Genomic DNA, 26,341 nt, shown 5'->3' with positions numbered 1-26,341 from the left:
CTAATAGTTAGTGTTAATAACAAACTTACTCTAAACCTACCGTCCAGCCTGCCGTCCAGTCGTTGTCAGCTTTGACCGCACCGACAAAGTCAGCATTCTCAAAAAAGGTATCAGTCGAGAAATCTTTTGGCGTACCTACCGCATTTGAGAATATGCCCGTTAATACTGCCCCTTGAGTCGCCTCAATCGAATTCCCGGTTTGCACAGTGCTAAACCAATTTGCCAGGTCAACAGCGCCAGTTTCATTTTTGAAGTTCTCGCCATTTTCACATGCAATAACCGAGTTGGTGAAGGTAATGGTCGCATCGCTCAAATTTGCCTGACTTTCAGGGGTGTTTTCCACTTCGAAACACTCTCCCATACCAACCGGGCCTGTTACGATAAAGTTGGCTAATTGTGCACCTGTGCCCTCACGTAAATAAACACCTTCAGAATCGTCTTCCGTGCCGTCAAACGTGTTACCTATGATGGTTACGTTAGCGATCGATGGATTGGACTGGGGGGTGATATCTGGCGTAGATCCATCGTTATCAGCTTCGATACCCCGGTTAGCATCGGTATTATCCAACGCTTGACGGACCAGTACATATTGCATGCGGCCCTGAAAACCATTATCCCAGTCAATGCTGTCATCTTGGATATCAGTCAATACCAAGTGTTTTACATCAACGTTGCCGCCAAAAAACTCCACGCCGTCATCGGCATTTTTATGCACCTGCACGTAATCAACCACGGTGCCTGAACCTACACCACCGAAGGTAATACCGTTTAATTCATTGTCAGGTGCAATTTCAAAACCTGCATGCATAATACGAACATAGTTTAAGGTTCCTGAGCTATCGTCAGTGGCTGTACCACCAAATACTGCCCCCTCTTGTACCCCTTCCACTTGCAAGGAACATGCACTGCCATCACTTGGGCATTTATTGGAAGGAGCATTGCCTAGCAATACTAATCCACCCCACTGGCCCGCTTGTGCCGTTAAACCCTGCACATCTTCAATGGACGTAAAAGTAATGGGGTCTGCTACTGTGCCGATAGCAGTGAGTTTAGAGCCCCGGCTAACCACTAAATAATCGTTACCAGAGGCACCATAAAGGGTCACACCGGCATCAACCGTCAAGGTGGCGCTATCAGCATTATCACCACCCACAAACACGGCACCGGATAAGGCATATAAATTGCCTGCAGTAAGACGCAGATCAGAGGTGATGTGACCTGAAACCTGACAGGTCGTAGTGGTGCCATCACCAGAAGCGATAGCCGTGGTGCTAGCAGGACAGCCAGATTGTGACGTCACGACCGCAACCTCTCCACCACCAAAACCAAATGCCCAACCTTGACGCCAATCAGAGCCTGATTTAACCGCACCGATAAAGTCCGTTGCCTCAAAAAATCCATCAACCGCAGAGACATCAGTTGCACCAGTCAATAACGGAGAGTCAGCCTGAGGAGTGCCATCAGCATTAAGCATAGGGGCAATAACCCGATTACCTGTCTGGGTAGTTAAGAACCAGTCTTCGAGGTTAACGCCGGTGTCTTCATTTTTGAAGTTTTCGCCGTTGGTGCAACCCAGCACAGAGGTTGTCATCGTTATGGTGCTGTCAGCCAGATTGGCTTGAGATTCAGTGCTGTTTTCAACTTCGAGACACTCGCCCATGCCCGCAGGGCCAGTAATGAGCATGTTATACATCTGCGCACCGGAACCTTCGCGCAGGTAAATCCCTTCAGAATCATCTTCTGTGCCGTCGAAGTTATTACCAATGATGGTCATGTTGGCAATAGTAGGATTAGACTGAGGCGCTATATCAGGCGTAGAACCGTCATTATCACCTTCGATACCGCGGTTGGCATCTCCTGACGCTTTATCATGTTCAACATATACATACTGCAATTTACCGCGAAAACCGTTGTCCCAATCGACACTGTCATCCTGGTTACTGGTTAATACCAAGTGTTTAAGGTTAACTGTGCCACCGAAAAACTCCACACCGTCATCAGCATTTGAGTGAACCTGAACATAATCAACTTCAGTGCCTGACCCTACCCCACCAAATGTAATACCATTGAGTTCGTTGTCTGGCGCGATTTCAAATCCGGCATATTTAACAACCAGATAGTTAATGGTGCCAGATGAATCTTCATCATCAGTGCCACCAAAAACAGCCCCTTCTTCCACTCCCTCAACTTGCAAGGCACAATCTGAATCTGTTGGACATTTATTAGAAGACGCATTACCAAGCAGCACTAATCCACCCCATTGACCTGCGCCGACTTCGTCACCAATGACATCAGAAAACGACGTCATGATGATCGGCTCAGCAACCGTACCCACAGCTTGTATTGTTGACCCTCGGCTGACGACTAAATAATCGCTGCCACTGCGTCCAAAGACTATTGTTCCTGGCTCGATGACCAGGTTAACGCTTAGTGTATTATCACCACCAACAAACAAAGGCCCTTCCAAGGCCCAGACTTTGTCGTTGCTCAGGGTGACATTGCCGCTTGCATCGGCATCGGCAGAAGTCAAGCGTCCTGAAAGGGTGCGCACTTCAATAGTCTGTCCTAATGCAGTTGAAACTTGTGAAGAGAGGAATGAGCTGGCTTCACCGGGTGCATCGTCTGAGGGAGTAGTAGGGGTAGCTGGGGTGCCACCATTATTAGTCGTACTGTTATCAATGTTGCCTTCAGTGATATTAATATCACCACCACAACCGGCCAGCATTAATGCTGCTGCTATGGCTGATGCTTTAAAAAGGGTCTTAAGTTCCATTGTGTTCTCCGATAGACAAGTAAATTTTTACGACAAATTTAAATTTTCCCGAAGATTACCCCAGCTCAGTGACATTTTTGTTACATACCGAAACTGTCAAAAAAGTTTAACAAAAGTGAAACATTGCAAATAAAAAAACACTATAGAACAGTACGTTACAACTTCCAGGCAGGTAACGTCTGCACACTAAATTGGGTCTACTCACTTATCATCACCTTAAGACCAGAGCGTGTGAAGGCACAACGATGCCCATTCAGAGTTTACGATTACCATTGGCAAGCAAATTGTCTAAAAAGTGTTTTAGATCGTGAATGCCGATTGCCCCAAGGGCTAGGATAGCGACGCTAAGGAGGTTTGATTGGCTATGAAACTAGCTTGGGGGAAGAAGCGGAGTCGGTCACACTGAGTTCTGCAGAAAAGGCAAAGGAAAACTCACTACCCTGGCCGACTTTACTGCGGATCAGCAACCGTGAGTTATGGTGATTGAGTACATGTTTGACGATAGACAGCCCTAAGCCTGAACCTCCGGTTTTGCGGGAACGGGCTTTGTCCACTCGATAAAAGCGCTCGGTTAACCTGGCCAGATGTTTTGATTCAATCCCGTAACCGTTGTCCCGCACCGAAAATGCGGCTTGTTGATCAGTCATTTTCCATTCGACTGTGATCTCCCCTTTGTCCTGGGTGTAATGGATGGCATTAAAAATAAGATTGGAGAAAGCACTGCGTAATTCGGTTTCAATGCCGTAGACCTTAATATTAGGATCGATATGCATATTGATCGTGTGCTGCTTAGTGGCATTTAAGGTATCAGCTTCCACTTTAATGATACGCAATACACGCGGCACATCCACTATGTTTTGTGACGCTCGTTCGTTACTGGCTTCAATACGTGATAGCACCAGTAACTCTTCGATCAAGCATTGCATGCGCGTCGACTGAGAGCGCATCTCGCTGAATGCTTTTTGTAAAAACTCTTCGGGCAGATTGTTTGCCTCAGGTAGGGTTTCAAGATACCCGTTTATCACAGTTAACGGTGTACGCAATTCATGTGACACATTTGCGACAAAGTCTTTACGCATTTTCTCGATTTGGGTCAACTTGGTGACATCCCGGATCAGGAGCAACAAGTGCTGATCGCCATAGGGCATGATCCGGTATTCAAGTATACGCTGATCATTCACCGGGGATGGTACTTCAATGGGTTTGTCATAATTGCCCTTGTGATAAAACTCGATAAACCGGGGATGCCGAATAAAATTATAGATGCGACGCCCTATATCATCCGGCCATTGCAGACCCAGCTCTATACGCGCTAACCGGTTACACCAAATTATGGCCGCATTGGCATCTACCACAACGGCAGCATCTGGCAGCGCTTCCGATCCTTCCCTGAAACGCTTGACTAACACACCTAACTCTTTGCGTTTTGTGCGGTTGCGTTTGTGTACGGAATATATCCCGTCGTATATGTGTTCCCATATGCCATTAACTTTTGGTGGCGTCATTTTTTTACTATGCCAGAGCCAATGATTTAAGCGGTACAGGTTCCAATAATGTAGGACAAGCAACAACAAAGCCCCGATGGCAATCGCCAAGGTGAGGTGTGAAAAAAATAGGCCAAACAAGATCACCACAACAAAGTAGCTAATCACACGGCTGAGGCTTCTAAACCACGAAAAAGGATAATACATGGCAGCAACTGTTCTCCTTTGCAGCCTGAACTTAAACTAATAATAGTTCCGAGCCGGAAACTAAACCTTAGGCGAAAATCGATAGCCTGAGCCACGCACAGTCTGGATCATACTGTCGTGGCCAAAACGTGAAATCGCCTTGCGCAAACGTCTTATATGCACATCTACCGTACGGTCTTCCACATATACATTGGTTCCCCACACATTGTCTAACAATTGCTCACGGCTATAGACACGCTCAGAATGGGCCATAAAAAAGTGCAATAATTTAAACTCAGTGGGCCCCATGTCTAACGGTTCGCCATTAGCTGTGGCGCGATGGGAAACCGGGTCAAGCAGCAAACCATTGTATTGTATTTGTTCATCACTGGAAGTGGGTGTTACCCGGCGTATAACGGCTTTTATTCTCGCCAGCAACTCCTTGGGTGAAAAGGGTTTGGTCACATAGTCATCCGCACCGGAATCAAGCCCTCGGACTTTATCTTCTTCTTCTCCACGGGCAGTGACCATAATAATGGGAATATCCCGGGTGAATTCATGTTGTTTCAAACGTTTGGCTAATTGCACCCCGCTTCCACCGGGTAACATCCAGTCGAGTAAAATCAGGTCTGGATAAGGTTCAACCACCTTCTGCAGGGCAACATCGAAGTCTTCTGCTTCCAAGGTTTCATAGCCAGACTGTTCCAATACAAATTTCAACATCTCTCTGATCGGCGCTTCATCTTCAACCAACAATACTCGTTTGGCCATATTCTTATTCCCGTTCATGACAAAGACCGTAATTATTCGTTAGGTGTGTGACACTTTTATTAAAGTTAACATAAAGAATTGATTAACAACCTTAAAAAGCCTTAAAAAATGCCCCGGATCCCTACAAACCTTTAATTCAGCTGTAGATCAACTACTTGTGAACAAAGATCTAGCTTAGGGGATAATCATGCCGCTTGTTTATTTTGCCCGTTCCACCTATTCTAACGGCTCGCTGTACATACGGATTTGCTTATGTCTAACGTAAAAAACACGTTATCAAAAAAATTATTAACGCGTGTTCTGTCTGTTTATTTTGTGTTAACACTCACCGTTACCATAGGCCAAATTTTCACCGAATATTTAAATGCAAAGAGTCACATTGAAGGTGAGCTACAGACCCTAAAGAATACTTTTAGCACCAGTCTAACTCGTGCCATCTGGGAATTAAATATGGCCCAAGCCAAATCCATTGCCACGGGGTTGATGGAGTTGCCGATAGTTGAGGGGGTCCAGATCCGTGACGAGAACGGGAATTACATTGCCAACTTGGGGCGGACGACCGAACAACCGCTCACCCCGATTACCAAAGGCATTGTGCAAGATCATGATGGCGGAACTTTTGGTTACAGTTTTCCATTAATTTTCGAATTTTCTGGTCGTACCTCACTGGTTGGTGATGTAACGCTTTATTCCAGTATTCAAATTATCTTTGGCCGTATAGAAGTCGGGATATTCTTTTTGATCGGCAACGCCGTCGTCAAAACCGCCTTTCTGGTATTTTTGTTTATGAGTGCGTTTCGCACCATGTTAACCAATCCCCTTAATGAGCTAAGACAGCAAATTAGCGATTTTAATATTGATGAGCCGGAATCCTCGAAGTTACATTTGCATGTGGATGATGATAACGAATTCAAATTATTAGAAAATTCCTATAACAGCCTGGTCGATGGCTTGATCGATTTTCAGAGCCGGCTTAAAGGGGCACAAATCGAGCTGGAAAATGCCAATCGCCTGCTGGACGATCAAAATATTTCCTTAGAACAGGAAGTAGCAAAAAAAACTGCCACCCTGAGCAAGATCATGTTGGATTTGGAACAGCAAAAAGACGAGTTAATAGTTAATCAGCGGGAGCTTCGACAAGAAAATGAAAACCGGCAGTTTATTGAGGACGAATTACGTAAACGTAATTCTGAACTCGCCTCATCCATGGAAACTTTACAACTGGCTAAAGATCAATTGCTGGAGTCAGAACGCATGGCTTCTCTGGGGGGACTGGTCGCCGGTATAGCCCATGATGTAAATACCCCTTTGGGTGTGGGTGTGACCGCCACCAGTTTTTTACAGGAAAGAGTTAATAATTTACGTAAGGCCTACGAAGAAAAAACCCTGACTGGCAGTACCATGAGCTCATTTCTGTCTGAGGCCCAGCAAACCATTACCCTATTGGTAAACAATCTAAACCGGGCGTCGGATCTGATTTCCAGTTTCAAACAAGTGGCCGTGGATCAAGCCAGTGAGGCGGAGCGAGAAATCAACCTCAAAGAATATTTACATGAGATCATTCAGTCCCTGGCCCCAAATTTGAAAAAAAAACAACATGTGATAAATATCAGTTGCCCCGATAATATTATAGTCAATTGCGCACCTGGTATGCTGGCGCAAATTTTCACTAACATGGTGATGAATTCGTTGATCCATGGTTTTGAGGATATTCCCAAGGGCACCATAGACATCAATATCACCGAAAATAAAGGGGTGTTAACCATAGATTACCGGGATAACGGTAAAGGTTTGCCTGCCGATTCATTAGCCAAGCACTTCGACGCTTTTTATACCACCAAACGCGGCAGAGGGGGGAGCGGCCTGGGCACCCATATCATGTATAACCTGGTCACCCAGACGTTAAAAGGAGATATAGAGGTCTTTAGTCAGCCAGGTAAAGGGCTGCGTTATGTATTGACCGTACCGGTAAATTCTTAAATTCTAGCCTTGGCAGTTCACTGCAAAGGCTGCTAGGCTAGCCAACTTTTTCCTAGGACGTGTTTCCTAATCACCCATTTATTAACGGATATTATTTTATGTGGTTTAAAAACCTGAAGCTATACAGCCTCACTCAAACGATGGATCTTGCTGAAGAAGACTTGCAAGCCAAATTAAAAGAGTTTCCCTTTCGTCCCTGCGGCAGCCAAGAATTGTCAACCATGGGCTGGTCATCGCCTTTCAATCAGGGAGAGAGTTTATACCATGCTGCGAACGGTAAATTTTGGGTGACCCTGAAGAAACAGGATCGTCTGTTACCGGCCGCCGTCATCAATGCTGAACTGGCCGAAAAAGTAGCCCATATCGAAGCAGAAACTGGCTCACCTGTTGGCAAAAAAGCCCAGCAAGATTTAAAACAAGAAATCATTCATCGTTTGCTACCCCAGGCCTTTACCAAAAATAGTTTTACCCATGGTTTTATCTCCACCGCAGATAACCTGGTGGTGGTTGATGCCAGTGCCGATGGAAAGGCAGAAGTATTTCTAGCGATGTTACGTAAAGCCCTGGGGTCCTTACCTGTAGTACCTCTAGCCAAACAATCTGTGCAGGCAGAGCTAACCGCCTGGCTCAAAGACGATAGCGTGCCCAGCGATGTGATCATTCTTGAAGAAGCGGAACTGCGTTCCCTGGAGGAGGATGGGGCAATAGTGCGCTGTAAAAATCAGGATTTGAATAGCGTAGAAATGTTAAATCACCTGAGCGCTGGCAAAACAGTACAGAAAATTGCCATCGAATGGGATGAAACCTTCAGCGCCTTATTGCAAGAAGACATGGCGGTCAAACGTTTGAAATTTACCGATGTACTAACTGAACAAAATGATGACATTCCCAAAGATGACAGGTTAGCCAAGATGGATGCGGATTTTGCCTTGATGTCAGCGGAAATCGTCAGATTTGCCAAACGCTTAATAGAGATTTTTGGCTTACAGCAAGAAACTCAGTAGCTGTGAAAATCCAAGCCTGTAGGGTACAGGCTTGGGTTTTAGCGCGGTGGGGTTGTGGCAACTACACAAATATCTGCATCGCGCTATCACGCAGTTCGATAAATTCATCGGACTGTAGCAAGTTCAGGTCACTGACTACGCCTTTTTGCATACTTAAATTCATGACCGCATCTTTTTCCGACTCAAATTGCCCTGCCAGGGTTGCACCGAGACGGGTAAAATCCAAATAGGAGACATTCTCGGTTTGAATGGCTAAGTCACGCCAATTTTCAGCTACATTAATAAATTCTGCCTCGAACCCCCACTCTTTCATGATACTCGCAGCTATCTTTCCCGCTAACTTCTCAATGGCCACATTTAAAAAGGTCGGGTTGGCAAACACATCGGGGTGGCGTTCAGCTTCCGTCAAGATAGGTAAAACGCCTATATTGTGCACCAATGCTGCTAGGGTCATGGTGTCTAGGTTGAGGGAACGGTTTTTAGTTTCTTTGACATGCAGTTGCATCACGGCCATCGCATTGGCCACAACCTTGAGGTTCTCCGCCCATATCCGTTCCAGGTATTCTTTAACAACGTCATTTTTGGAAACAAACAACTGTTCCATGGCCAGTGCAGTAGCGATGTTTTTGATTTGCCTGAGGCCTATTCGAGTGACCGCTTGAGCAGTTGAACTTACTTTGACCGCTCGTCCCATATAAGAACTGTTGGATATTTTTATCATACGCGCCGACAAAGACGGATCCTGACCAATCACATCCGCCATCGCATTGAGGTTAATATTGGGATCATCCGCCGCTTTGCGTACTTTCAGAGCAATGGCTGGCAACGTGGGCAACACCAAAGTATCGTTATTAATTTTTTCAACCAAAATGGTCAACAATGCGTTTTCAGTAGACATTTTCCAACCTTCAGTGGGTAACTAACGAACATGCTATAAAAAATTTATCCTAACATAACATTAAACTATCACTATCAGATTTCGGCCAACCTCTTGAAACATTTAAGCGATTTACTATCGGCCTATAGAATGTTAAAAAGTCGTCTTAAAAATTCACAATTTAAGGCATGGTTATGTGGCAAAAATCTTTTTTAGGCGCTATCTGTATGACAACACTGGCGTGCGGCTGTTCCATGGCAACCGCCCAAGTTAGCGATCCTGTAGCAGAAACACCTGAATATAAGGTCGTATCCGCTGCCAAAAACCGCCTGCATATATACCAGGATGTTGAGCTCAGTACGGATCTCTCCTCCTTGTCCCGCAATCAAAAGACCATGTTAGGTCTATTAGTCGATGCCTCTAAAATTATGGATTCGCTATTCTGGCAACAAGCTTTTGGTGAAGATAAAAATACATTTCTTGCACGTATTGCCGACCCGGATGTCCGCCATTTTGCCGATATTAACTATGGCCCCTGGGATCGTCTCAACGGCGACCTAGCGTTTTTACAAGGGGTGGCGAAAAAGCCCTTGGGAGCACAATTTTACCCTCAGGATATGACCAAAGCCGAATTTGAACACGCTGACTTTGCCAATAAAACTGGCCTTTACTCCATGGTCGTAAGAGATAAAAAAGGACAGCTTATGGCTGTCCCCTACTCTGTTTATTTTGCCAAGCCCCTGGCTGAGGCTGCCGCATTATTACGCCGAGCCGCAAAGTTGGCTGACGATAAAAGCTTTGCTCATTACCTGGAACTTCGGGCAGAAGCGTTGTTAACTAACCAATATCAGGCATCGGATTTTGCCTGGATGGATATGAAATCTAATCCCATTGAATTGGTCATTGGCCCGATTGAAACCTATGAAGACCAACTATTCGGTTATCGCGCAGCCTTTGAAGCTTATGTCTTAATCAAAGATCTTACCTGGAGCGAAAAACTCAGCAAATACGCCTCTTACTTGCCACAATTGCAACGGGGATTACCGGTTAGTGATAGGTATAAAGCTGAAATTCCGGGAGCCAATGCAGATTTAAACGCCTACGATGTCATATATTATGCTGGCCATTCTAATGCCGGCAGTAAAACTATTGCCATAAACTTACCCAACGATGAAACGGTACAATTACAAAAGGGAACCCGACGTCTGCAACTTAAAAATGCCATGTTGGCCAAGTTTGAAAATATTCTGGTGCCGATAGCGAAGCAGTTGATCGTCCCTGGCCAACGGCAGAATATTACCTTTGATGCCTTTTTTGCCAACACTATGTTTCACGAAGTGGCTCATGGCCTGGGCGTTAAAAACACTATAGATGGTAAAAATACCGTTCGCCAAGCCTTAAAAGAACACGCTTCCGCTTTGGAAGAAGGTAAAGCCGACATATTGGGGCTGTATATGGTGCGCCAATTACTTGAAAATGGTGTGATCACCGAAGGAAAACTGGAGGACTATTACATCACCTTTATGGCGGGCATTTTTCGTTCGGTTCGTTTTGGTGCTTCCAGTGCCCATGGTAAAGCGAATATGATCCGTTTTAACTTCTTCGAACAATACGGCGCTTTCAGTCGCGACAAAGACGGTTTGTATTTAGTAGACATGGCCAAGATGGGCGAAGCTATTGATGCCCTGTCCAAACTGATATTAACCTTACAGGGCAACGGCGACTATCAAGGCGTGGCGGACTTAGTCAGTGACAAAGGGGTAATCAAACAGACTTTAGCCGAAGATTTACAACGTTTAACTGCGGCCAATATTCCCGTGGACATTACTTTTATTCAGGGCAAGAAGGTATTAGGTTTAACCTCCCAGTAACTACCGAATAATTATCTACTAGCTAATATTTCATTTGCCATGCTAAATTACTTGCTATGCGGGTAATTTGGGCATCATTATTATCAATCCAGAGCAAGAACTTATCAGGTGTGAGGAACGAGACGCTGCGGCATTGCTATATCAACATAGCTTAGGCGGAGTATTAGTTTCGTTTTTTGCAGCCACCTTATTGGTTTTTGCTTTTGACAGCCTCGTTCTAGTTAATTTCAAACAGATTTGGTGGGGGCTGATGCTGTTAATTCTAAGTTTACGTCTAGTGGACTCATTTTGGTGGCGCACCAAACAACTAGGCACCCTTTACGATGGGCGTCGTGCCACCCTACGTTTTGTTTTAGGCACACATGTAACAGCATTGATGTGGTGTATTTATTGTTTAACCATATATTCCTCTGCCGACACCATAGAATTAGCCAGCACCATTATTATTGTGTCGGCCATGGCAGGTGGGGCGGCAAGTGTGTTGGCAGCTCATAAAAAAACTGCCATGGCCTACTCCTTCATATTACTGGTGCCTTTTTCAATTGGCCTGCTCTTGTCTGAGGACGACTATCGTCAAGTGTTAGGCGTATTAGGTTTGTCCTTTGGCTTAGTAATGGTAATAAGCGCCCAAAAAACCGCTGATTTTACCGCTCAGGCGATTAAATTTAAAAACGAAAATGCCATGCTGGTGCAACATATGGAAGAGCAGGTAGAAAAGCGTACCCGCACCATATACGAGTTGTCTAATCTGGATCCCCTGACCGGTCTATTTAATCGCACGGCATTTCTAACCCATTTAAAATCCTGTCTACAGACCTGTATTGAGCATTCTCAGCCCATGGCACTGTTGTTTATTGATTTAGATGGATTTAAAAAAATTAATGACACAATCGGCCACGATGCGGGGGATCAAATTTTGACCCAAACCGCTGCTCGTTTAAAACAGCAATGTGATAATTTGCAATTACTGTGTCGCTGGGGAGGAGATGAGTTTTTATTGGCTTTACCCAATACTCACGAATCCGAAGCCGTCGCCCAGGCCAAACAATTAATTGAATATATATCTGAGGCTTATCTTTTTCAAAACACCCAACTATCATTGGGAGCGACCATTGGCATTGCCCTATATCCACAACATACGGACAACGAACTACAACTTATCCAGCTGGCCGATATGGCCATGTATTATCAAAAGAAACGGGATATTTCCACAGTGGGGGTATTTTCCCAAACGTTAGGTGATAAGCTCAATCGAGAACAGTACCTTAAAGACGGCTTGGCGCGCGCCATAGAGGCAGGGGAATTACGCTTAAACTTTCAACCCATAATCGTCTCTGATAGCGGTCAGATCAGTGCATTTGAAGCTTTATTGCGCTGGCAGAAGGACGGCGAAAACATAGCACCCTCGGAATTCATCCCGGTCGCGGAGCAATATGGCTTCATACGAAAAATTGGTGCTTGGGTGCTCAATCAAGCTTGTGTCGCCGCTAAAAAATGGCCACAGCAGATAGCGGTGACGGTAAACGTGTCTGTGAATCAGTTACAGGCTGCTGATTTTATTGAAATTGTCGATACAGCCCTTTTAACAAGTGAGCTACCCGCAACCTTATTGCATCTGGAGATAACCGAATCTGTCTTTTCGTTGGATAAAGACATCATAGTGGCACGGATAAAAATATTGCAGAGTCGAGGCATCAAAGTATCAATCGACGATTTTGGAACGGAATATTCTTCCCTTTCAGTGATGCAGGATTTAGCGGTCAATATAGTCAAAATAGACCGATCATTTATAGCCCGTATTGATACCAGCGGTTTGGCGATCGTCAAAGCAGTGATTAATATTGCTAAAGCCTTTGACTATTTAGTGGTCGCAGAGGGGGTCGAAACCGAGCAACAGGCCCAGACATTAAAAAAGTTAGGCGTACATTTCTCTCAGGGTTTCTTTTTTTCCAAACCTATTGAAGAACGCCATGTCGATCATTTCATCACTCAATCTTTTACCGGCACCAAGAGCGAAAATATCGAAGAACAAAATGGTACCTTCGTTATTTAATAACACGCAGCCCCGATGCCAGACAATGGGTCTGAATTATTCTATTTTCATTTTTGTACTATAAGGTGGCCAGCCCATTGGCGTTCCCGCCAAAACGTGCAGATGAATGTGATAGACGCTCTGCCCACCGTAACCGTTACAGTTCATGACGGTACGATAGCCTTGCTCTGCTACACCTTTTTCCTCGGCAATATGTGCCGCTATCCAGAACAGGTGCCCCACCAACTCCCTATCGTCTAATTGTAGATCGTTGATAGTAGGAATAGGTTTTTTCGGAATAACCAGAAAATGCACCGGGGCCTGGGGATTAGTATCACTAAAAGCCAAGGCAAGCTCATCTTCATACAGAATATCCGCGGGGATTTCCCGTTTAATGATCTTGGCAAAAATAGTATCAGTCAAAATAGTTCTCCTTGGGTAAACAAGCGTTTAAGCAAATACAAAGTACAGCAATACCGCACCCAGTAATAACCTGTAGATAACAAAGGGCATCATGCCGATGCGTGAGATCCAGGATAAAAACAGGTAAATACAGGCATAGGCACTAACAAAGGATAGTACAGCTCCGTAGAGTAATGCATTCCAGTCAACCCCCTCCGGTGCGCTTACCAGGTCTAACGTTGCCAACAAACCTGCGCCTATTATCACAGGAATGGACAGCAGGAATGAAAAGCGCGCCGCACTTTCCCTGTCCATACCTAGCATCAGACCCGCTGTCATGGTAATGCCTGAGCGTGAGGTTCCAGGTATCAGTGCCAGCGCCTGGGCAAACCCAACAAACAACGCATTTTTCCAGCTCAGCTGATAGACCGTTTTGGTTAACGTCGCCCGCCGGTCTGCATACCATAACAACAAACCGAAACCTATGGTGGTACAAGCGATCACCAAAGCCGAGCGCGCATACTCCTCTATAAAGGCTTTGCCGGCGAAACCGACTAATACAGCAGGAATGGTGGCAATAATGACCCACCAGGCAAGTTTGCTGTCATCGGTTTGACTTTGACTGAATCCTGCGCTCAACCACGCCACGAGCATGCGAGCAATGTCGTTACGAAAATAAATCATAACGGCGAGTAAACTGCCCACGTGCACAGAGACGTCAAACGCCAAGCCCTGATTTTCCCAGCCCAGTAAGATAGAGGGTAAAAGCAGGTGCGCTGAGCTCGAAATAGGTAAAAACTCGGTGATCCCCTGAATAATAGCCAGGATAATAATTTCGGTAAGTGTCATTGCGGTATAGCGCTCCAGATAAAGTCAATTGGCCAAAGGTGTTGTTGATTTTTGTCGTATTTATGCCATAAGGCCTGGTAGGTCTCACCGTTTATGGGATGGGTTAACAGCGGCGCTATTTCTGCCAAGGGTTGTAACACAAAAGCGTTATACAGAATTTCACCCCTGGGAAGTTCAACAGGTTTTTCGGTAGCGACCTGGTCATATAAAAGTAAATCGAGATCCAGCGTGCGAGGTGAAAATTTCTTACCCTCGTGACTACGCAAATTATTCCGTTCTATTTGTTTGAGAATGTGCACGACTTCAAGCACCCCAAGGTGGGTTGATGTCTGCACCACCAGATTATAAAAATTACTGCCTTTGAACCCCACAGACTCGCTTTCATACACAGAAGAGAGCAGCATAGGTCCAAAGACCTGATGCATAGCATCTAATCCAGCTCTGATGTGTATTTCACGATTAACATTACTACCGACACTGATAAAAATGCAGTGGGATGGCTCAGCTGAGTGCATTAATGTTGGCGCTCACGAGTCAATTGCACGGCAACATTTTGTGCGTTGTGCAAAATACCCGGTTTACTCAATTTCAAGCGGATTTTTGTTATGGGGAATTGTACAAACAACTGTTTAATCATGGCCCCTGCCAGGGCTTCGATTAGCTCAAAACTACTGTCATTGGCCGTGGAGACAACCGAACTGGCAACCTCTGCGTAATTTAGGGTATCGGCGACTTTGTCGCTCCTGGCGGCAAGACTCAAATCCGTATATAACACCATATCCACTAACAGCCTTTGTTTTGCCTCCCGCTCCCAATCGTAAACGCCAATCAGCGAAAATACTTCTAAGCCTTCGATATGAATTTTATCCATGAAAGATCCGCGCTGCTATTCGTTAAATTTTAGGGTAATCTGGACAGATTGTACCTCGTTTACAGAACACAAGTACATGACATCACTTAGCATTTTAATTTTTTGCGGCGCATATTTACTCGGCTCGGTGTCAAGTGCCGTATTAGTCTGTCAATTGTTCGCCCTACCCGATCCCCGAGTCACTGGCTCAGGCAATCCAGGGGCCACCAATGTATTGCGTATAGGTGGCCGTTTCCCTGCTGCTTTGGTGCTTATTTTTGATGTTTTGAAAGGTACGATCCCCGTCTGGGGTGGTTATTTCCTGGGTTTGCCGCCGATCACTCTGGGCTTGGTTGGCCTCGCGGCATGCCTGGGCCATATATTTCCCTTGTATTTCCATTTCCGGGGTGGAAAAGGTGTAGCCACCGCCTTTGGAGCCATGTTACCCCTAGGTTTCGAGCTTTCAGCCATGTTAATAGGTTGCTGGCTGGCGATTGTATTTATTAGCGGTTATTCCTCCCTGGGGGCGATCATTTCCGCCAGTTTGGCGCCGTTTTTTATCTGGTTTATCAAACCAGCCTATACCCTACCCGTTACGTTGCTCTGCTTACTGATCATCATTCGTCATAAAGACAATATCCTGCGTTTACTCACAGGCCAGGAAAGTAAAATCTGGGACAAAGGCAGAACACGAGAATAGATCGCCAGCAGCCAAAGACTTATTGGTGAGTCCGCCTGATAGGCGTTACAACCCTAGATTGGCGCGAGCTCATCCAGTGCCCATCTAGGTTTAGCTTTGCTGCCTAAAGGCTCCCTTTCACCGGCTTTTAGGCGTTGCAGTCCGGCGTATGCGATCATGGCACCGTTGTCTGTACAAAATTCCAGGCGGGGGTAAAACACCTCTCCTCCCAACTTTTGCATCATAGCTGCAAACTCAACCCGTAATTGCTTGTTAGCACTGACTCCACCAGCAATCACCAGCCGTTTAAGTCCAGTTTGTTTGAGAGCCCGACGACACTTAATAGCTAACGTATCGACCACCGCGTCTTGAAACGCATAGGCTATATTGGCGTGGGTTTGCGCAGCATGATCCGATGCGCGAATGGTATTGGCAGCGAAAGTCTTCAAACCACTGAAACTAAAATCCAATCCAGGGCGATCTGTCATGGGTCGGGGAAATTTGTAGTGGCCCGCTTCACCTTGTTCGGCCATTTTTGCCAGTAAGGGACCACCAGGATAATCCAGACCTAATAACTTGGCGGTTTTATCAAAAGCTTCGCCCGCCGCATCGTCTAAGGATTCACCTAAAATTTCATATTGCCCAATACCGTCCACGCGCACCATCATCGAATGTCCGCCGGACACCAACAAAGCGACAAACGGAAATTCAGGGGCGGGCTCATCTAACATAGGCGCTAATAAATGACCTTCCATATGGTGCACCCCCACAGCAGGAACGCCCCAGGCAAACGCCAAACTGCGTGCCACACAAGAGCCGACCAATAACGCGCCAACTAATCCGGGGCCCTTGGTAAAGGCAATACCATCAATGTCCTTGGGCGCGCACTGAGCCTCTTTTAACACTTGTTTAATCAAAGGCACAATTTTGCGTACGTGATCCCGGGAGGCCAATTCGGGCACGACGCCACCATAATCAGCATGCAGCTTTACCTGACTGTAAAGTTGATGCGATAATAAGCCTTGGGTTTCGTCATAAACGGCAATGCCGGTTTCGTCACATGAGGTTTCAATACCAATAACGCGCATAGTAGGTTCACTGCCCTGAATCAATTAATGGGCCGCATTCTACCCTCACAGCTTGGATTTCTCCATTATTGTGTGGATAATCCGGTGTCATGTGCAATATTTCCGATATCGGGTCTTTACAATTGCCGCGTAAATGATTAAAATTCCGCACCATTTTTAAGAGAGCCGGTTATACATTTTGCGCTGGCAGACAAAGTATTTTATTTTTGAGGTGAGATTTTAATGCCAATCGTTAAAGTTAGAGAAAACGAACCATTTGACGTTGCATTGCGTCGTTTTAAACGTTCATGTGAAAAAGCGGGTGTACTTTCAGAAGTTCGTCGTCGCGAATTTTTTGAAAAGCCTACTTGGGAACGTAAGCGTAAGAAAGCTGCCGCCAAGAAACGTCTTTTGAAGAAGTTATCTCGCGAAAACGCGCGTCGCATCAGATTGTACTAATTCTCTCCTGGGGCGTTTATTAGTTAAACGCCCTTTGCAGTTTTATCTTAGGTTCATTTTTAGTTTTTCTTCGAGTCAATTCCATGTCCTTGTTAGATGATTTAAAAAATGCACAAATAGACGCCATGCGCGCCAGACAAAAATTACGTCTTGGCACTATCCGCATGGCCTTAGCAGCCGTTAAGCAACGTGAAATTGATGAGCGCATTGAGCTTACCGATGACGATATAATTGCTCTGCTTACTAAGATGGTTAAACAGAGAAAAGATGCTGCAAGTCAGTTTGCACAAGCCAATCGTCAGGATTTAGTCGATACTGAACTTGCTGAAATCGTTATTCTGCAAGATTTTTTACCCCAAGCCTTGAGTGATGAACAGCTCAATGCTTTGATTGATCAGGCAATGGTCGAAACGTCTGCAGCCAGTATGCAAGATATGGGTAAGGTGATGGCTTGGCTAAAACCTAAAGTTCTGGGTCGAACAGACATGGGTAAATTGAGTGGGCAAATTAAAGCTAAGTTATCAAGCTAGCGTCACCTGCTCAATTAACTACACTTATAGAATGAACTTTAACAAGCCGCATAATATTGCGGCTTGTTTGTTTCTGGACATCAGGCATGATCACATTGCACACTGCAAATCAGTCATCGCTGTTTTAATTATACACTCTGAGGATCTTGCATGAACGGCCGTATTCCTCGCGAATTTATTGATGATTTAATTGCCCGCACCGATATAGTCGAGCTGGTCGATAGCCGTGTACGCCTGAAAAAAGCAGGCAAAAACTATCAGGCCTGCTGTCCCTTTCACGACGAAAAAAGTCCCTCTTTTACGGTCAGTCAAGATAAGCAGTTTTACCATTGTTTCGGCTGTGGTGCCCACGGTAATGTCATTTCATTTATGATGGAATATGATCGCCTTGAATTCCCTGAGGCCATAGAAGAGTTGGCTCAATACCATAGCATCGAAGTGCCCAGAGAGAAAAATGCTACCCCTGCACCAACAGCTCAACAAAAGCAGCAAAAGGCTAACGATTATGAACTTATGGAAACTGTGGCACGCTTTTTTGCCCAGCAGCTAAAAGTTCACCCTGAGAAAGATGCAGCGGTTAATTATTTAAAAGATCGCGGGTTAAGCGGCGAAATAGTTAAAGCCTTTGGTATTGGCTTCGCTCCCCCTGAATGGGATTCAGTCCTGAGCCTTTTTGGTCGCACGCCTGAGGCCCAGCAACAGTTACTCGATCTTAAACTGGTTACAGAAAACGACAACAGACGACGTTTCGACTTTTTTCGGGAACGCATTATGTTTCCTATTCGGGATAAACGCGGGCGAATTGTAGGTTTTGGTGGCCGAGTACTCACAGACGGGACGCCCAAATACCTCAATTCCCCTGAAACACGTATCTTTCACAAGGGACACGAACTCTACGGCTTTTACCAGGCCAAGCAAGCCCATCGCAGCCTCAAGCGCTTGATGATAGTCGAAGGTTATATGGATGTAGTCGCCTTGGGCCAATTTGGTATTGATTATGCCGTCGCCTCTCTGGGCACTGCCACTACTGCTGAACATATCCAGATGTTGTTTCGCACCACCCCCGAAGTCATTTGTTGCTACGACGGTGACCGGGCTGGTAGAGAAGCTGCCTGGCGCGCGTTAGAAAATGCTTTGCCCTTTTTAAAAGATGGCGTGCAGATGAAATTCATGTTTTTACCCGATGGTGAAGACCCAGACACGTTGGTCAGGCAGATCGGTAAAGAAGAATTTGAAAACAAACTGCTCAGTGATTCTGTGCCCCTGTCCAAATTTTTCTTCGATAACTTGCTGCAGCGTCACCACATAGGCAGTGCAGAGGGAAAAGCTGCGCTCAAAGCTGAAGCGTTGCCCCTAATCGAGCAGATCCAGGGGGACAACCAACGTGCAATCTTAAGCTCTGAGTTAAGCAACCATATGGGAGAACAAAATCGCCACAGGTTAGAGCAAGATGTAGCCAAAGCCAATCAGCATAAAGCCGGAGCCAAACAGGATTTTACTGCTTTGAATAAGAGTAAAATTTCGCCGATCAGGATGATGATCCGATTGTTATTAGATCAGCCTGAGATTGCTGACCAATGCAGGGCAGCCGACCCAGCACAGCTTGGCAAGATGCGCATTCCAGGACTGGATTTTCTTAACGAACTTTTTCAATTCTGTCTTGCCAAACCTAATGCGAATACAGCCCAAGTACTCGAGCATTTTCGAGACCACCGCCAGAGTGCACATTTAGCTAAACTGTTGGAATGGGAATATGCGGAACAAAACCAAGCCAAAGTCTTTACAGACAGTTTTGCCAAACTATTGGATTGGCATTTGCAAAGCCGAATGGACGAACTTATGTCCAAGTCCAGGTTGACAAAATTAAGCGCAGAAGAAAAACAAGAACTAAACCTACTTGTAAAAGAACAAAAATGACCCAACATATAGCCCTGAGGTGGTGAAGTCTGCTATACTGGCTAATTCGCTGTCGCCTCGTACAGGCAAAGTATTTAGCGCTTTGGCTGACGCAAACGTCGGTTCCAGAGAGCATTTTTAATCCAATTCGAGAAGTGTAGGTATATGGTGCAAAGCAAGCAGTCGCAGATAAAACTCCTCATTGCCAAAGGTAAAGAACAAGGCTACTTGACCTTTGCAGAAGTTAACGATCACCTGCCGCAAGATATAGTTGATTCCGATCAAATCGAAGACATTATTCGCATGATCAATGACATGGGTATCAAGGTGTTTGAAAACGCACCAGACGCCGATGAATTATTGATGCAAGAGTCAACCACGGATGAGGAAGTCGCCGAGGCAGCGGCACAGGCGCTAGCGACAGTTGAGAGCGAAATTGGCCGGACCACGGATCCTGTGCGCATGTATATGCGCGAAATGGGTACGGTGGAACTGTTGACTCGTGAAGGCGAAATAGTTATTGCCAAGCGTATTGAAGAAGGGATTAACCAGGTCCAATGTTCAGTAGCTGAATATCCTGAAGCTATCACATATTTGCTCGACCAGTGGGATCTTTACGAAGCTGAAGAAATACGCCTCAGCGATATCATAGTTGGCTTCGTTGATCCCGATGAACAAAACGTGGCACCTACCGCGACCCATATTGGCTCTGAGCTATCACAAGAAGAGCTGGATGATGAGGACGACGACGGTGACGATGCCGAAGATGAAGAAGAAGAAGATACCGGGCCAGACCCTGAACAAGCTCGAGAAAAATTCACGGCGTTACGTTTACAATATGAAAAAGCCCGAGATGTAATTGCATCTAAAGGCCGTTCACACAAAAGCGCACGTAAAGAAATCAACGAGCTAAGCGAAGTTTTCAAAGAATTCCGCCTGATCCCCAAACAGTTTGACCGTATGGTTAAAAACATGCGCAGTATGATGAATCGCATTCGTGTACAAGAGCGTATTGTGATGAAACACTGTGTGGTCAATGCAAAGATGCCCAAGAAAGACTTTATCAAGGCCTTCTCTGGCAACGAAACTAGCACCGCTTGGTTGTTCAAGATTTTTAACTCTAACGCTGCCTTTGTGCCTGAGTTAAAGGAGCATCAGGAAGAGCTAGAGCGCAGCATCGGCAAGATGAATGCCGTAGAACATGAAACGGGCTTGGATATTGCCGACATTAAAGACATCAACCGTCGTATGTCTATCGGTGAAGCTAAAGCCAGACGCGCCAAAAAAGAAATGGTTGAAGCAAACTTACGTCTGGTTATCTCCATCGCCAAGAAATATACCAACCGAGGATTGCAGTTCCTGGATTTGATCCAAGAAGGGAATATCGGTTTGATGAAAGCTGTAGACAAATTTGAATACCGTCGTGGTTATAAGTTTTCCACCTATGCAACCTGGTGGATACGTCAGGCGATCACCCGCTCGATTGCGGATCAGGCGCGTACCATTCGTATACCTGTGCATATGATTGAAACGATCAATAAACTTAATCGAATTTCCCGTCAAATGTTACAGGAAATGGGCCGGGAGCCAACCCCAGAAGAATTGTCCGAACGCATGTTGATGCCAGAAGATAAAATCCGAAAGGTGTTGAAGATTGCCAAAGAGCCAATCTCCATGGAAACCCCAATCGGTGATGATGAAGATTCACACTTAGGGGATTTCATAGAAGACGGCACTATAGTGCAACCTCTCGAACACGCCACTGGTGGCAGTTTGAAGAACGCGACTCAAGAAGTACTTGCTGGCCTGACGGCCCGGGAAGCTAAAGTGTTAAGAATGCGTTTTGGTATCGATATGAATACCGACCATACCTTGGAAGAAGTGGGCAAGCAATTTGATGTAACACGTGAGCGTATTCGTCAAATTGAGGCCAAGGCGCTGCGCAAGTTACGTCATCCAAGCCGTTCTGAACAGCTGCGTAGTTTTCTTGATGAATAACGCTGGCTACTAGTAGTACGCCTTTTAAAAAACCGGATATTTTATCCGGTTTTTTTATGTCTGCGTCCCCCTTAATCAAACAAAGGTACAACTTACAATCAAACGCAAGCGCAGCAATATCATCCCTTACTGGAAGACCTTGGCCTTGTTGGCTTGGTTTGTGGCTATTGTGATTTTACTTAGTATTGCCTGACTTATTAGGCCATAGGCTAACCAGGGTAACGAGCTACATCAGTCAAAAATGGCTAAAAATCATCACTGGTTTTTGCCCCTTACAAGTGAATATATAGCCAATTACTCGGCTCAGTAATTTTCCCCTTTACGGTAGGGTATTTCCTTTTCTAGCTCTTCGAGTTTATGGGTGATTTCCTGAGGCGAACCAGTATTTCTGGCCAGCCAATAGTAGGCAGTCGGTACAATAAACAAAGTCAGAAAGGCTGAGACCAATACCCCGGAAAAGATAACCATGCCTATTACAGTTCGGCTTTCTGCCCCCGCCCCAGTGGCAAAAACCAGCGGCAGGGCACTAAAGACGGTTGTGAAGCCAGTCATCACAATTGGCCGCAGCCGCAGGGTGGCTGCCTTTTTTAACGCCTGTTCAAACTCAATACCTGAATCCCGCAACTGATTGGCAAACTCGACGATCAATATACCGTTTTTGGCCGCCAGACCAATCAACATTACCAGTCCGATCTGACTGTATATATTTAAAGTCATCCCGCCGAAATATAACCCGATAAAGGCCCCAATCAGGGCCAAAGGTACAGTCAGCATAATAACCAGCGGATGCACCCAACTTTCAAACTGGGCCGCCAAGATCAGATAAACGATAGCCAATGCCATGATAAAGATGAAAAGAATAGAGTTGCCCGACTCCTGATAAAGCTGCGATTCGCCTTTGTAGTCTATAGACACCCCAGCAGGCAACTCTGTCTGTACTATGTTGCGCAAGTACGCCAAGGCTTGTCCCACAGTATAATCGTCGGCCAGATTCGCGCTGATAGTGATGCTGCGCATGCGATTATATCGATTAAGCCGGGAAGACGAAGCTCGTTCTTGCACCGTTAACAGGTTGTCCATCGGGATAAGTTCCCCGGTCCGCTCAGAACGGACATAGATATTGTCGATGCTTTGTGGGCTACGATAATCCGCTTCCCAGCCTTCCATGATCACATCGTATTCCTGCCCCTGGTCCAAATAGGTTGATACCCTGCGTTGCCCTAACATAGTCTCCAGGGTGCCGCCGATATCACTAACCGAGACACCTAAATCCGCAGCACGCTCGGTATTGATATTGATTAACAGTTGAGGCCAGGTCTCTTTGTAGTCAGAATCCAGTCTGACTAATTTCGGATTTTCCTGGGCAATCTCCAGCACTTTGTCGCGCCAGCCCACCAGCTCTTCATAGGTATTACCCTGCAATACAAACTCTACCGGCCGGCCTAACCCTCGTCCACCTATGCTGCTGCGCATGATGGCAAACGCGCGGATATCCGGAATGGCCGACAACTTTTCACTCACTTCATCCATCAACTCAAATGTGGAACGTACCTTATCATCACCAATGGGAGCCCCGACTATAGCAATGCCCGCACTGCCGCCAAATCCGGGAGTCCGTACCAAAACCCTGTTTACGTCCCCCGTATCCAAATAAGGCAGAAGGATGTCTTCGACTTTTTTCAGGTTGACGCTATTACTTTCGAAACTTGCCCCTTCTGCAGCCTGAATTTGAATGAAAAAGTTGCCCCTGTCTTCCTTGGGCACAAATTCACTGGGCAGTATTTCTGCCAGACGATACAAACCAGCTAAACTCACGACAATTAATAGCGCCATCAACAATGGTTGATGTATGGTACGCCCCAGAGTCTTAAAATAATGGCTTTCAATCTTACGAAAGCGGCCCTCTATCCAGTGGCCGAAACCTGAAGTTCGCTGATTTTTCTTTAATAATTTAGAACTGAGCATGGGAGTAAGGGTTAAGGCGGTGACACTGGAAAATGCCACTGCGGCAGCAATCGCCAAGGCAAACTCGGTAAACAGGCGGCCGATATTCCCCTGCAGAAATACCAGCGGAACAAATACGGCAATCAACACCAAGGTGGTGGCAATAACGGCGAATCCAACCTCTCGGGCCCCCCGATAAGCTGCAAGCAAAGGCGGTTCACCAAGTTCTATGCGTCTGGATATGTTCTCCAATACTACGATAGCGTCATCCACCACCAAACCAATGGCAAGTACCAACGCCAGCAAGGTCAGAAGGTTAATTGAAAAGCCCAGGGCGAACATCACGATAAATGCTGCAATCAGTGAAACAGGTACCGTAATAGCGGGAATAAGCGTGGCACGGAAATTACCCAAAAATACATAAATAACGAGCACCACCATACACATAGCAATGGCTAAGGTTTGATACACTTCATCAATGGATGCCTCGATGAACACCGATGAATCATAACTGGGAACGATAAAGATGTTGTCCGGTAAGGTTTTCTGGATCTCGTCTATCGCTTCCTGTGCGGCTCGGGCGACCTCCAATGTATTGGCTTTTGATTGTTTGGTGATCCCCAAACCAATCATATTTACACCGTCACCACGAAATTCGGTTTCATCATCTTCTGCCCCCAATTCCACTGTGGCCACTTCACCGAGTTTGACCAAATAACCATCGGCACCTGCTTTAACTGTCAACTTGGCAAAATCTTGTGGGGTCAAATAGCTTCGGGCTACCCTGACTTCAAAGTCCCGCTGCTCGGACTCGACTTCTCCTGCGGGTAATTCGACATTCTCTGACTTGATCACTCGTTCGATATCAGCCACAGTGATCTTCCGAGCTGCCATGGCGTTCCGGTCCAACCAGACCTTCATGGCATAGGTACGGCCTCCGCCCAGCCTGACATTGGCGACACCTTCTGCTACAGACAGTCGGTCGACAATATAACGATCAGCATAGTCAGTCAGTTCCATGACACTCATATTGTCGCTACGCAAGTTATACCAGACGATGGCGTCTTCGTCTGAGTTGGATTTTGAGACTTCCGGGGGATCCGCTTGATCAGGTAAGTTATTCAAGGCACGACTGACACGCTCTCGCACATCATTAGAGGCGGCATCGATATCACGTGACAGGTTAAATTCAATGCTTATCGATGATCGACCATTGCTACTGGTCGACTCGATATTCTTTATCCCCTCAATGCCGCTGATGCGGTCTTCGAGCAGCTGAGTGATGCGAGTTTCGATGATCGATGCCGATGCGCCGGTGTAACTGGTGTTTATGGACACTATAGGCGGGTCAATATCTGGATACTCCCGCAGGGATAAAAAGCTCACAGCCACTATGCCAAAGACGATCAGCAATAAATTCACCACTGAGGCAAATACCGGACGCTTGATAGAAATATCTGACAGTAACATATAACTAACCCTTCAATTCTGGCGCGTCTAACACCTTGACAACCGAGCCTTCTCTGAGGCGCAAGGAGCCTTCAATCACCACCTGATCCCCGGCTTCGATACCTGATAAAATTTGCGCTACACCTGGTTTTCTGCGCCCGACTTGGACTTCTTTTCGACTCGCCTTGTCCTGCTTGATCACAAATACAAATTGCTTGTCTTCAATGGGTACCAGGGCACCTTCAGGTACAACCAAAGTGTTTAATATTTGTTTTTCCAGATTGATTTGTAACAACATGCCCGGGCGAAGTCTCAGGTCATCATTAGTGATAATGGCGCGTATTTGAATGGCTCGGGTGACTGGATCCACACGGGAGTTGATATTGGAAATTTTGCCTTCGAATGTTTCTCCGGGGTACGCAACAGAGGTCGCCCTGACCAACTGCCCCTTGGCGACGCTAGGTAAATGTGACTCGGCGATATTGAAGTCAACTTTCACAAGATGTAAATCGTCTAGGGTAGCGATCAGGTCTCCTGGCATCACCAGCGCCCCAACACTCACTTGGCGAGTCCCCAAGACACCAGCAAATGGTGCCCGCAATTCGAGCTCGTCTAGCTGGGCCTTGGCCACTTCCTGTTGGGCTTTCAACGCCTTCACCCGGGCTTGTTGTTCATCCAGTAGCTGAGCGGAGGCAACGCTTTTCTGCGCCAGGTTATCCACCCTAGTCAGTTGTCGTTTAGCTTCTTGGAGATTAATATCCAGCTCGTTCAAACGGGCACGCTCTTCGCGATCACTTAATTTGAGTAGTAATTCACCTTTGGCAACCAAGTCACCATCTTCGAATTCTATACTTTGCACTATGTCTGATTTTTGCGCGGTCAATAATACTGATTCATTCGCCGTTGCTGTGCCCAGGGCCTCTACTGTGACCGGAAATTTCTCTGAGCGCACCTGATGAGTAACAACGGGGGTGACGTTATTACCTTGAACTTGTTGCTCATCCTGCTTGGGAATATACAAATAAATCAGCAACCCAGAGGTAATGATAACGGCCAACAAGATAGGAGAGAATTTAAGCCCTTTGGACATGGTGACAACCTTTTTTTGAGTTCTGTGCTGGGTGGATATCAACCAGAGAGCGGGGTTGAATAAGTAGAATAGTACGTTAATTTTTACAATTTGTGATTGAATATTAACGCTTTATTACACTTTAGGTGTATCTGGTTAATTAACTGATAA

The 26,341-nt window shown here is 45.9% G+C and carries 20 protein-coding genes; 9 read left to right on the top strand and 11 right to left on the bottom strand.

Annotated features, from left to right (window positions below; all coding sequences use genetic code 11):
• Positions 1-25 precede the first annotated feature (25 nt).
• The 3 genes from AC3RV5_RS05295 to phoB all read right to left on the bottom strand — a co-directional run bounded on the left by AC3RV5_RS05295 (position 26) and on the right by phoB (position 5,214).
• Complete coding sequence (locus tag AC3RV5_RS05295; RefSeq protein ID WP_489730922.1) at positions 26-2,773, bottom strand: hypothetical protein; 2,748 nt, start codon at positions 2,771-2,773, stop codon at positions 26-28.
• Between the two features lie 362 nt (positions 2,774-3,135).
• Positions 3,136-4,464, bottom strand: a complete 1,329-nt coding sequence (gene phoR / locus AC3RV5_RS05290) for a phosphate regulon sensor histidine kinase PhoR (protein ID WP_489730921.1) — start codon at positions 4,462-4,464, stop codon at positions 3,136-3,138.
• 60 nt (positions 4,465-4,524) lie between these two features.
• Complete coding sequence (gene phoB, locus AC3RV5_RS05285) at positions 4,525-5,214, bottom strand: phosphate regulon transcriptional regulator PhoB (protein ID WP_489732096.1); 690 nt, start codon at positions 5,212-5,214, stop codon at positions 4,525-4,527.
• 252 nt (positions 5,215-5,466) lie between these two features.
• Here phoB and AC3RV5_RS05280 point away from each other — a divergent pair, with 252 nt between their 5' ends.
• Both AC3RV5_RS05280 and rdgC read left to right on the top strand, forming a co-directional pair.
• A complete protein-coding gene (locus tag AC3RV5_RS05280) occupies positions 5,467-7,194 on the top strand; it encodes a sensor histidine kinase (protein ID WP_489730920.1) in 1,728 nt (575 codons plus the stop codon).
• Between the two features lie 98 nt (positions 7,195-7,292).
• Positions 7,293-8,198, top strand: coding sequence for a recombination-associated protein RdgC (gene rdgC / locus AC3RV5_RS05275; protein ID WP_489730919.1), 906 nt, complete (start codon positions 7,293-7,295; stop codon positions 8,196-8,198).
• A gap of 61 nt (positions 8,199-8,259) precedes the next feature.
• On the opposite strand, the gene AC3RV5_RS05270 is transcribed toward rdgC, so the two are convergent.
• Positions 8,260-9,096 carry an HDOD domain-containing protein gene (locus tag AC3RV5_RS05270; protein ID WP_489730918.1) on the bottom strand — a complete coding sequence of 279 codons (837 nt, stop codon included), beginning with the start codon at positions 9,094-9,096 and terminating at the stop codon, positions 8,260-8,262.
• 167 nt (positions 9,097-9,263) lie between these two features.
• On the opposite strand from AC3RV5_RS05270, the gene AC3RV5_RS05265 reads away from it, so the two are divergent.
• Positions 9,264-10,946, top strand: coding sequence for a dipeptidyl-peptidase 3 family protein (locus tag AC3RV5_RS05265; RefSeq protein ID WP_489730917.1), 1,683 nt, complete (start codon positions 9,264-9,266; stop codon positions 10,944-10,946).
• A gap of 67 nt (positions 10,947-11,013) precedes the next feature.
• Positions 11,014-12,999 carry a putative bifunctional diguanylate cyclase/phosphodiesterase gene (locus AC3RV5_RS05260; RefSeq protein ID WP_489730916.1) on the top strand — a complete coding sequence of 662 codons (1,986 nt, stop codon included), beginning with the start codon at positions 11,014-11,016 and terminating at the stop codon, positions 12,997-12,999.
• A gap of 36 nt (positions 13,000-13,035) precedes the next feature.
• On the opposite strand, the gene AC3RV5_RS05255 is transcribed toward AC3RV5_RS05260, so the two are convergent.
• Genes AC3RV5_RS05255 through folB form a run of 4 tightly spaced genes read right to left on the bottom strand, consistent with a single transcriptional unit; the run spans position 13,036 to position 15,100 of the window.
• Positions 13,036-13,401, bottom strand: a complete 366-nt coding sequence (locus AC3RV5_RS05255; RefSeq protein WP_489730915.1) for a histidine triad nucleotide-binding protein — start codon at positions 13,399-13,401, stop codon at positions 13,036-13,038.
• Between the two features lie 27 nt (positions 13,402-13,428).
• Positions 13,429-14,229, bottom strand: coding sequence for an undecaprenyl-diphosphate phosphatase (locus AC3RV5_RS05250; protein ID WP_489730914.1), 801 nt, complete (start codon positions 14,227-14,229; stop codon positions 13,429-13,431).
• On the bottom strand, positions 14,226-14,744 hold the full coding sequence (gene folK / locus AC3RV5_RS05245) for a 2-amino-4-hydroxy-6-hydroxymethyldihydropteridine diphosphokinase (protein ID WP_489730913.1): 519 nt from the start codon (positions 14,742-14,744) through the stop codon (positions 14,226-14,228). Before folK ends, AC3RV5_RS05250 begins: the two co-directional genes overlap by 4 nt.
• Positions 14,744-15,100 carry a dihydroneopterin aldolase gene (gene folB / locus AC3RV5_RS05240; RefSeq protein ID WP_489730912.1) on the bottom strand — a complete coding sequence of 119 codons (357 nt, stop codon included), beginning with the start codon at positions 15,098-15,100 and terminating at the stop codon, positions 14,744-14,746. Before folB ends, folK begins: the two co-directional genes overlap by 1 nt.
• A 76-nt stretch (positions 15,101-15,176) precedes the next feature.
• Here folB and plsY point away from each other — a divergent pair, with 76 nt between their 5' ends.
• Positions 15,177-15,779 (top strand): glycerol-3-phosphate 1-O-acyltransferase PlsY, encoded by a 603-nt coding sequence (gene plsY / locus AC3RV5_RS05235; RefSeq protein WP_489730911.1) that lies wholly within the window; start codon positions 15,177-15,179, stop codon positions 15,777-15,779.
• Between the two features lie 53 nt (positions 15,780-15,832).
• Here plsY and tsaD read toward each other — a convergent pair whose 3' ends face one another.
• Positions 15,833-16,846, bottom strand: coding sequence for a tRNA (adenosine(37)-N6)-threonylcarbamoyltransferase complex transferase subunit TsaD (gene tsaD / locus AC3RV5_RS05230; protein WP_489730910.1), 1,014 nt, complete (start codon positions 16,844-16,846; stop codon positions 15,833-15,835).
• A gap of 222 nt (positions 16,847-17,068) precedes the next feature.
• Between tsaD and rpsU the strand changes: the two genes are divergently transcribed.
• The 4 genes from rpsU to rpoD all read left to right on the top strand — a co-directional run bounded on the left by rpsU (position 17,069) and on the right by rpoD (position 21,708).
• The gene (rpsU, locus tag AC3RV5_RS05225) at positions 17,069-17,284 is read left to right on the top strand and encodes a 30S ribosomal protein S21 (protein ID WP_006991319.1); all 216 of its coding nucleotides are present in this window, start codon (positions 17,069-17,071) and stop codon (positions 17,282-17,284) included.
• 83 nt (positions 17,285-17,367) lie between these two features.
• Positions 17,368-17,814: a GatB/YqeY domain-containing protein gene (locus tag AC3RV5_RS05220; RefSeq protein WP_489730909.1), complete on the top strand. Its 447-nt coding sequence runs from the start codon at positions 17,368-17,370 to the stop codon at positions 17,812-17,814.
• A gap of 150 nt (positions 17,815-17,964) precedes the next feature.
• Positions 17,965-19,731, top strand: a complete 1,767-nt coding sequence (dnaG, locus tag AC3RV5_RS05215) for a DNA primase (RefSeq protein ID WP_489730908.1) — start codon at positions 17,965-17,967, stop codon at positions 19,729-19,731.
• 144 nt (positions 19,732-19,875) lie between these two features.
• A complete protein-coding gene (gene rpoD / locus AC3RV5_RS05210) occupies positions 19,876-21,708 on the top strand; it encodes an RNA polymerase sigma factor RpoD (RefSeq protein ID WP_489730907.1) in 1,833 nt (610 codons plus the stop codon).
• 303 nt (positions 21,709-22,011) lie between these two features.
• Here rpoD and AC3RV5_RS05205 read toward each other — a convergent pair whose 3' ends face one another.
• Both AC3RV5_RS05205 and AC3RV5_RS05200 read right to left on the bottom strand, forming a co-directional pair.
• Complete coding sequence (locus AC3RV5_RS05205; RefSeq protein WP_489730906.1) at positions 22,012-25,122, bottom strand: efflux RND transporter permease subunit; 3,111 nt, start codon at positions 25,120-25,122, stop codon at positions 22,012-22,014.
• A gap of 4 nt (positions 25,123-25,126) precedes the next feature.
• A complete protein-coding gene (locus AC3RV5_RS05200; protein ID WP_489730905.1) occupies positions 25,127-26,191 on the bottom strand; it encodes an efflux RND transporter periplasmic adaptor subunit in 1,065 nt (354 codons plus the stop codon).
• Positions 26,192-26,341: the final 150 nt, after the last annotated feature.

It is taken from the genome of Paraglaciecola sp. IT1134 (genome assembly GCF_058068185.1).
This window is presented reverse-complemented; position numbering and strand designations above follow the sequence as displayed.

Bases quoted from the DNA above. Each gene is read 5' to 3' on its own strand.
- AC3RV5_RS05295 (WP_489730922.1), bottom strand. From the start codon at position 2,773: ATGGAACTTAAGACCCTTTTTAAAGCATCAGCCATAGCAGCAGCATTA.
- phoR (WP_489730921.1), bottom strand. From the start codon at position 4,464: ATGTATTATCCTTTTTCGTGGTTTAGAAGCCTCAGCCGTGTGATTAGC.
- phoB (WP_489732096.1), bottom strand. From the start codon at position 5,214: ATGGCCAAACGAGTATTGTTGGTTGAAGATGAAGCGCCGATCAGAGAG.
- AC3RV5_RS05280 (WP_489730920.1), top strand. From the start codon at position 5,467: ATGTCTAACGTAAAAAACACGTTATCAAAAAAATTATTAACGCGTGTT.
- rdgC (WP_489730919.1), top strand. From the start codon at position 7,293: ATGTGGTTTAAAAACCTGAAGCTATACAGCCTCACTCAAACGATGGAT.
- AC3RV5_RS05270 (WP_489730918.1), bottom strand. From the start codon at position 9,096: ATGTCTACTGAAAACGCATTGTTGACCATTTTGGTTGAAAAAATTAAT.
- AC3RV5_RS05265 (WP_489730917.1), top strand. From the start codon at position 9,264: ATGGTTATGTGGCAAAAATCTTTTTTAGGCGCTATCTGTATGACAACA.
- AC3RV5_RS05250 (WP_489730914.1), bottom strand. From the start codon at position 14,229: ATGACACTTACCGAAATTATTATCCTGGCTATTATTCAGGGGATCACC.
- folK (WP_489730913.1), bottom strand. From the start codon at position 14,744: ATGCACTCAGCTGAGCCATCCCACTGCATTTTTATCAGTGTCGGTAGT.
- folB (WP_489730912.1), bottom strand. From the start codon at position 15,100: ATGGATAAAATTCATATCGAAGGCTTAGAAGTATTTTCGCTGATTGGC.
- plsY (WP_489730911.1), top strand. From the start codon at position 15,177: ATGACATCACTTAGCATTTTAATTTTTTGCGGCGCATATTTACTCGGC.
- tsaD (WP_489730910.1), bottom strand. From the start codon at position 16,846: ATGCGCGTTATTGGTATTGAAACCTCATGTGACGAAACCGGCATTGCC.
- rpsU (WP_006991319.1), top strand. From the start codon at position 17,069: ATGCCAATCGTTAAAGTTAGAGAAAACGAACCATTTGACGTTGCATTG.
- AC3RV5_RS05220 (WP_489730909.1), top strand. From the start codon at position 17,368: ATGTCCTTGTTAGATGATTTAAAAAATGCACAAATAGACGCCATGCGC.
- dnaG (WP_489730908.1), top strand. From the start codon at position 17,965: ATGAACGGCCGTATTCCTCGCGAATTTATTGATGATTTAATTGCCCGC.
- rpoD (WP_489730907.1), top strand. From the start codon at position 19,876: ATGGTGCAAAGCAAGCAGTCGCAGATAAAACTCCTCATTGCCAAAGGT.
- AC3RV5_RS05205 (WP_489730906.1), bottom strand. From the start codon at position 25,122: ATGTTACTGTCAGATATTTCTATCAAGCGTCCGGTATTTGCCTCAGTG.
- AC3RV5_RS05200 (WP_489730905.1), bottom strand. From the start codon at position 26,191: ATGTCCAAAGGGCTTAAATTCTCTCCTATCTTGTTGGCCGTTATCATT.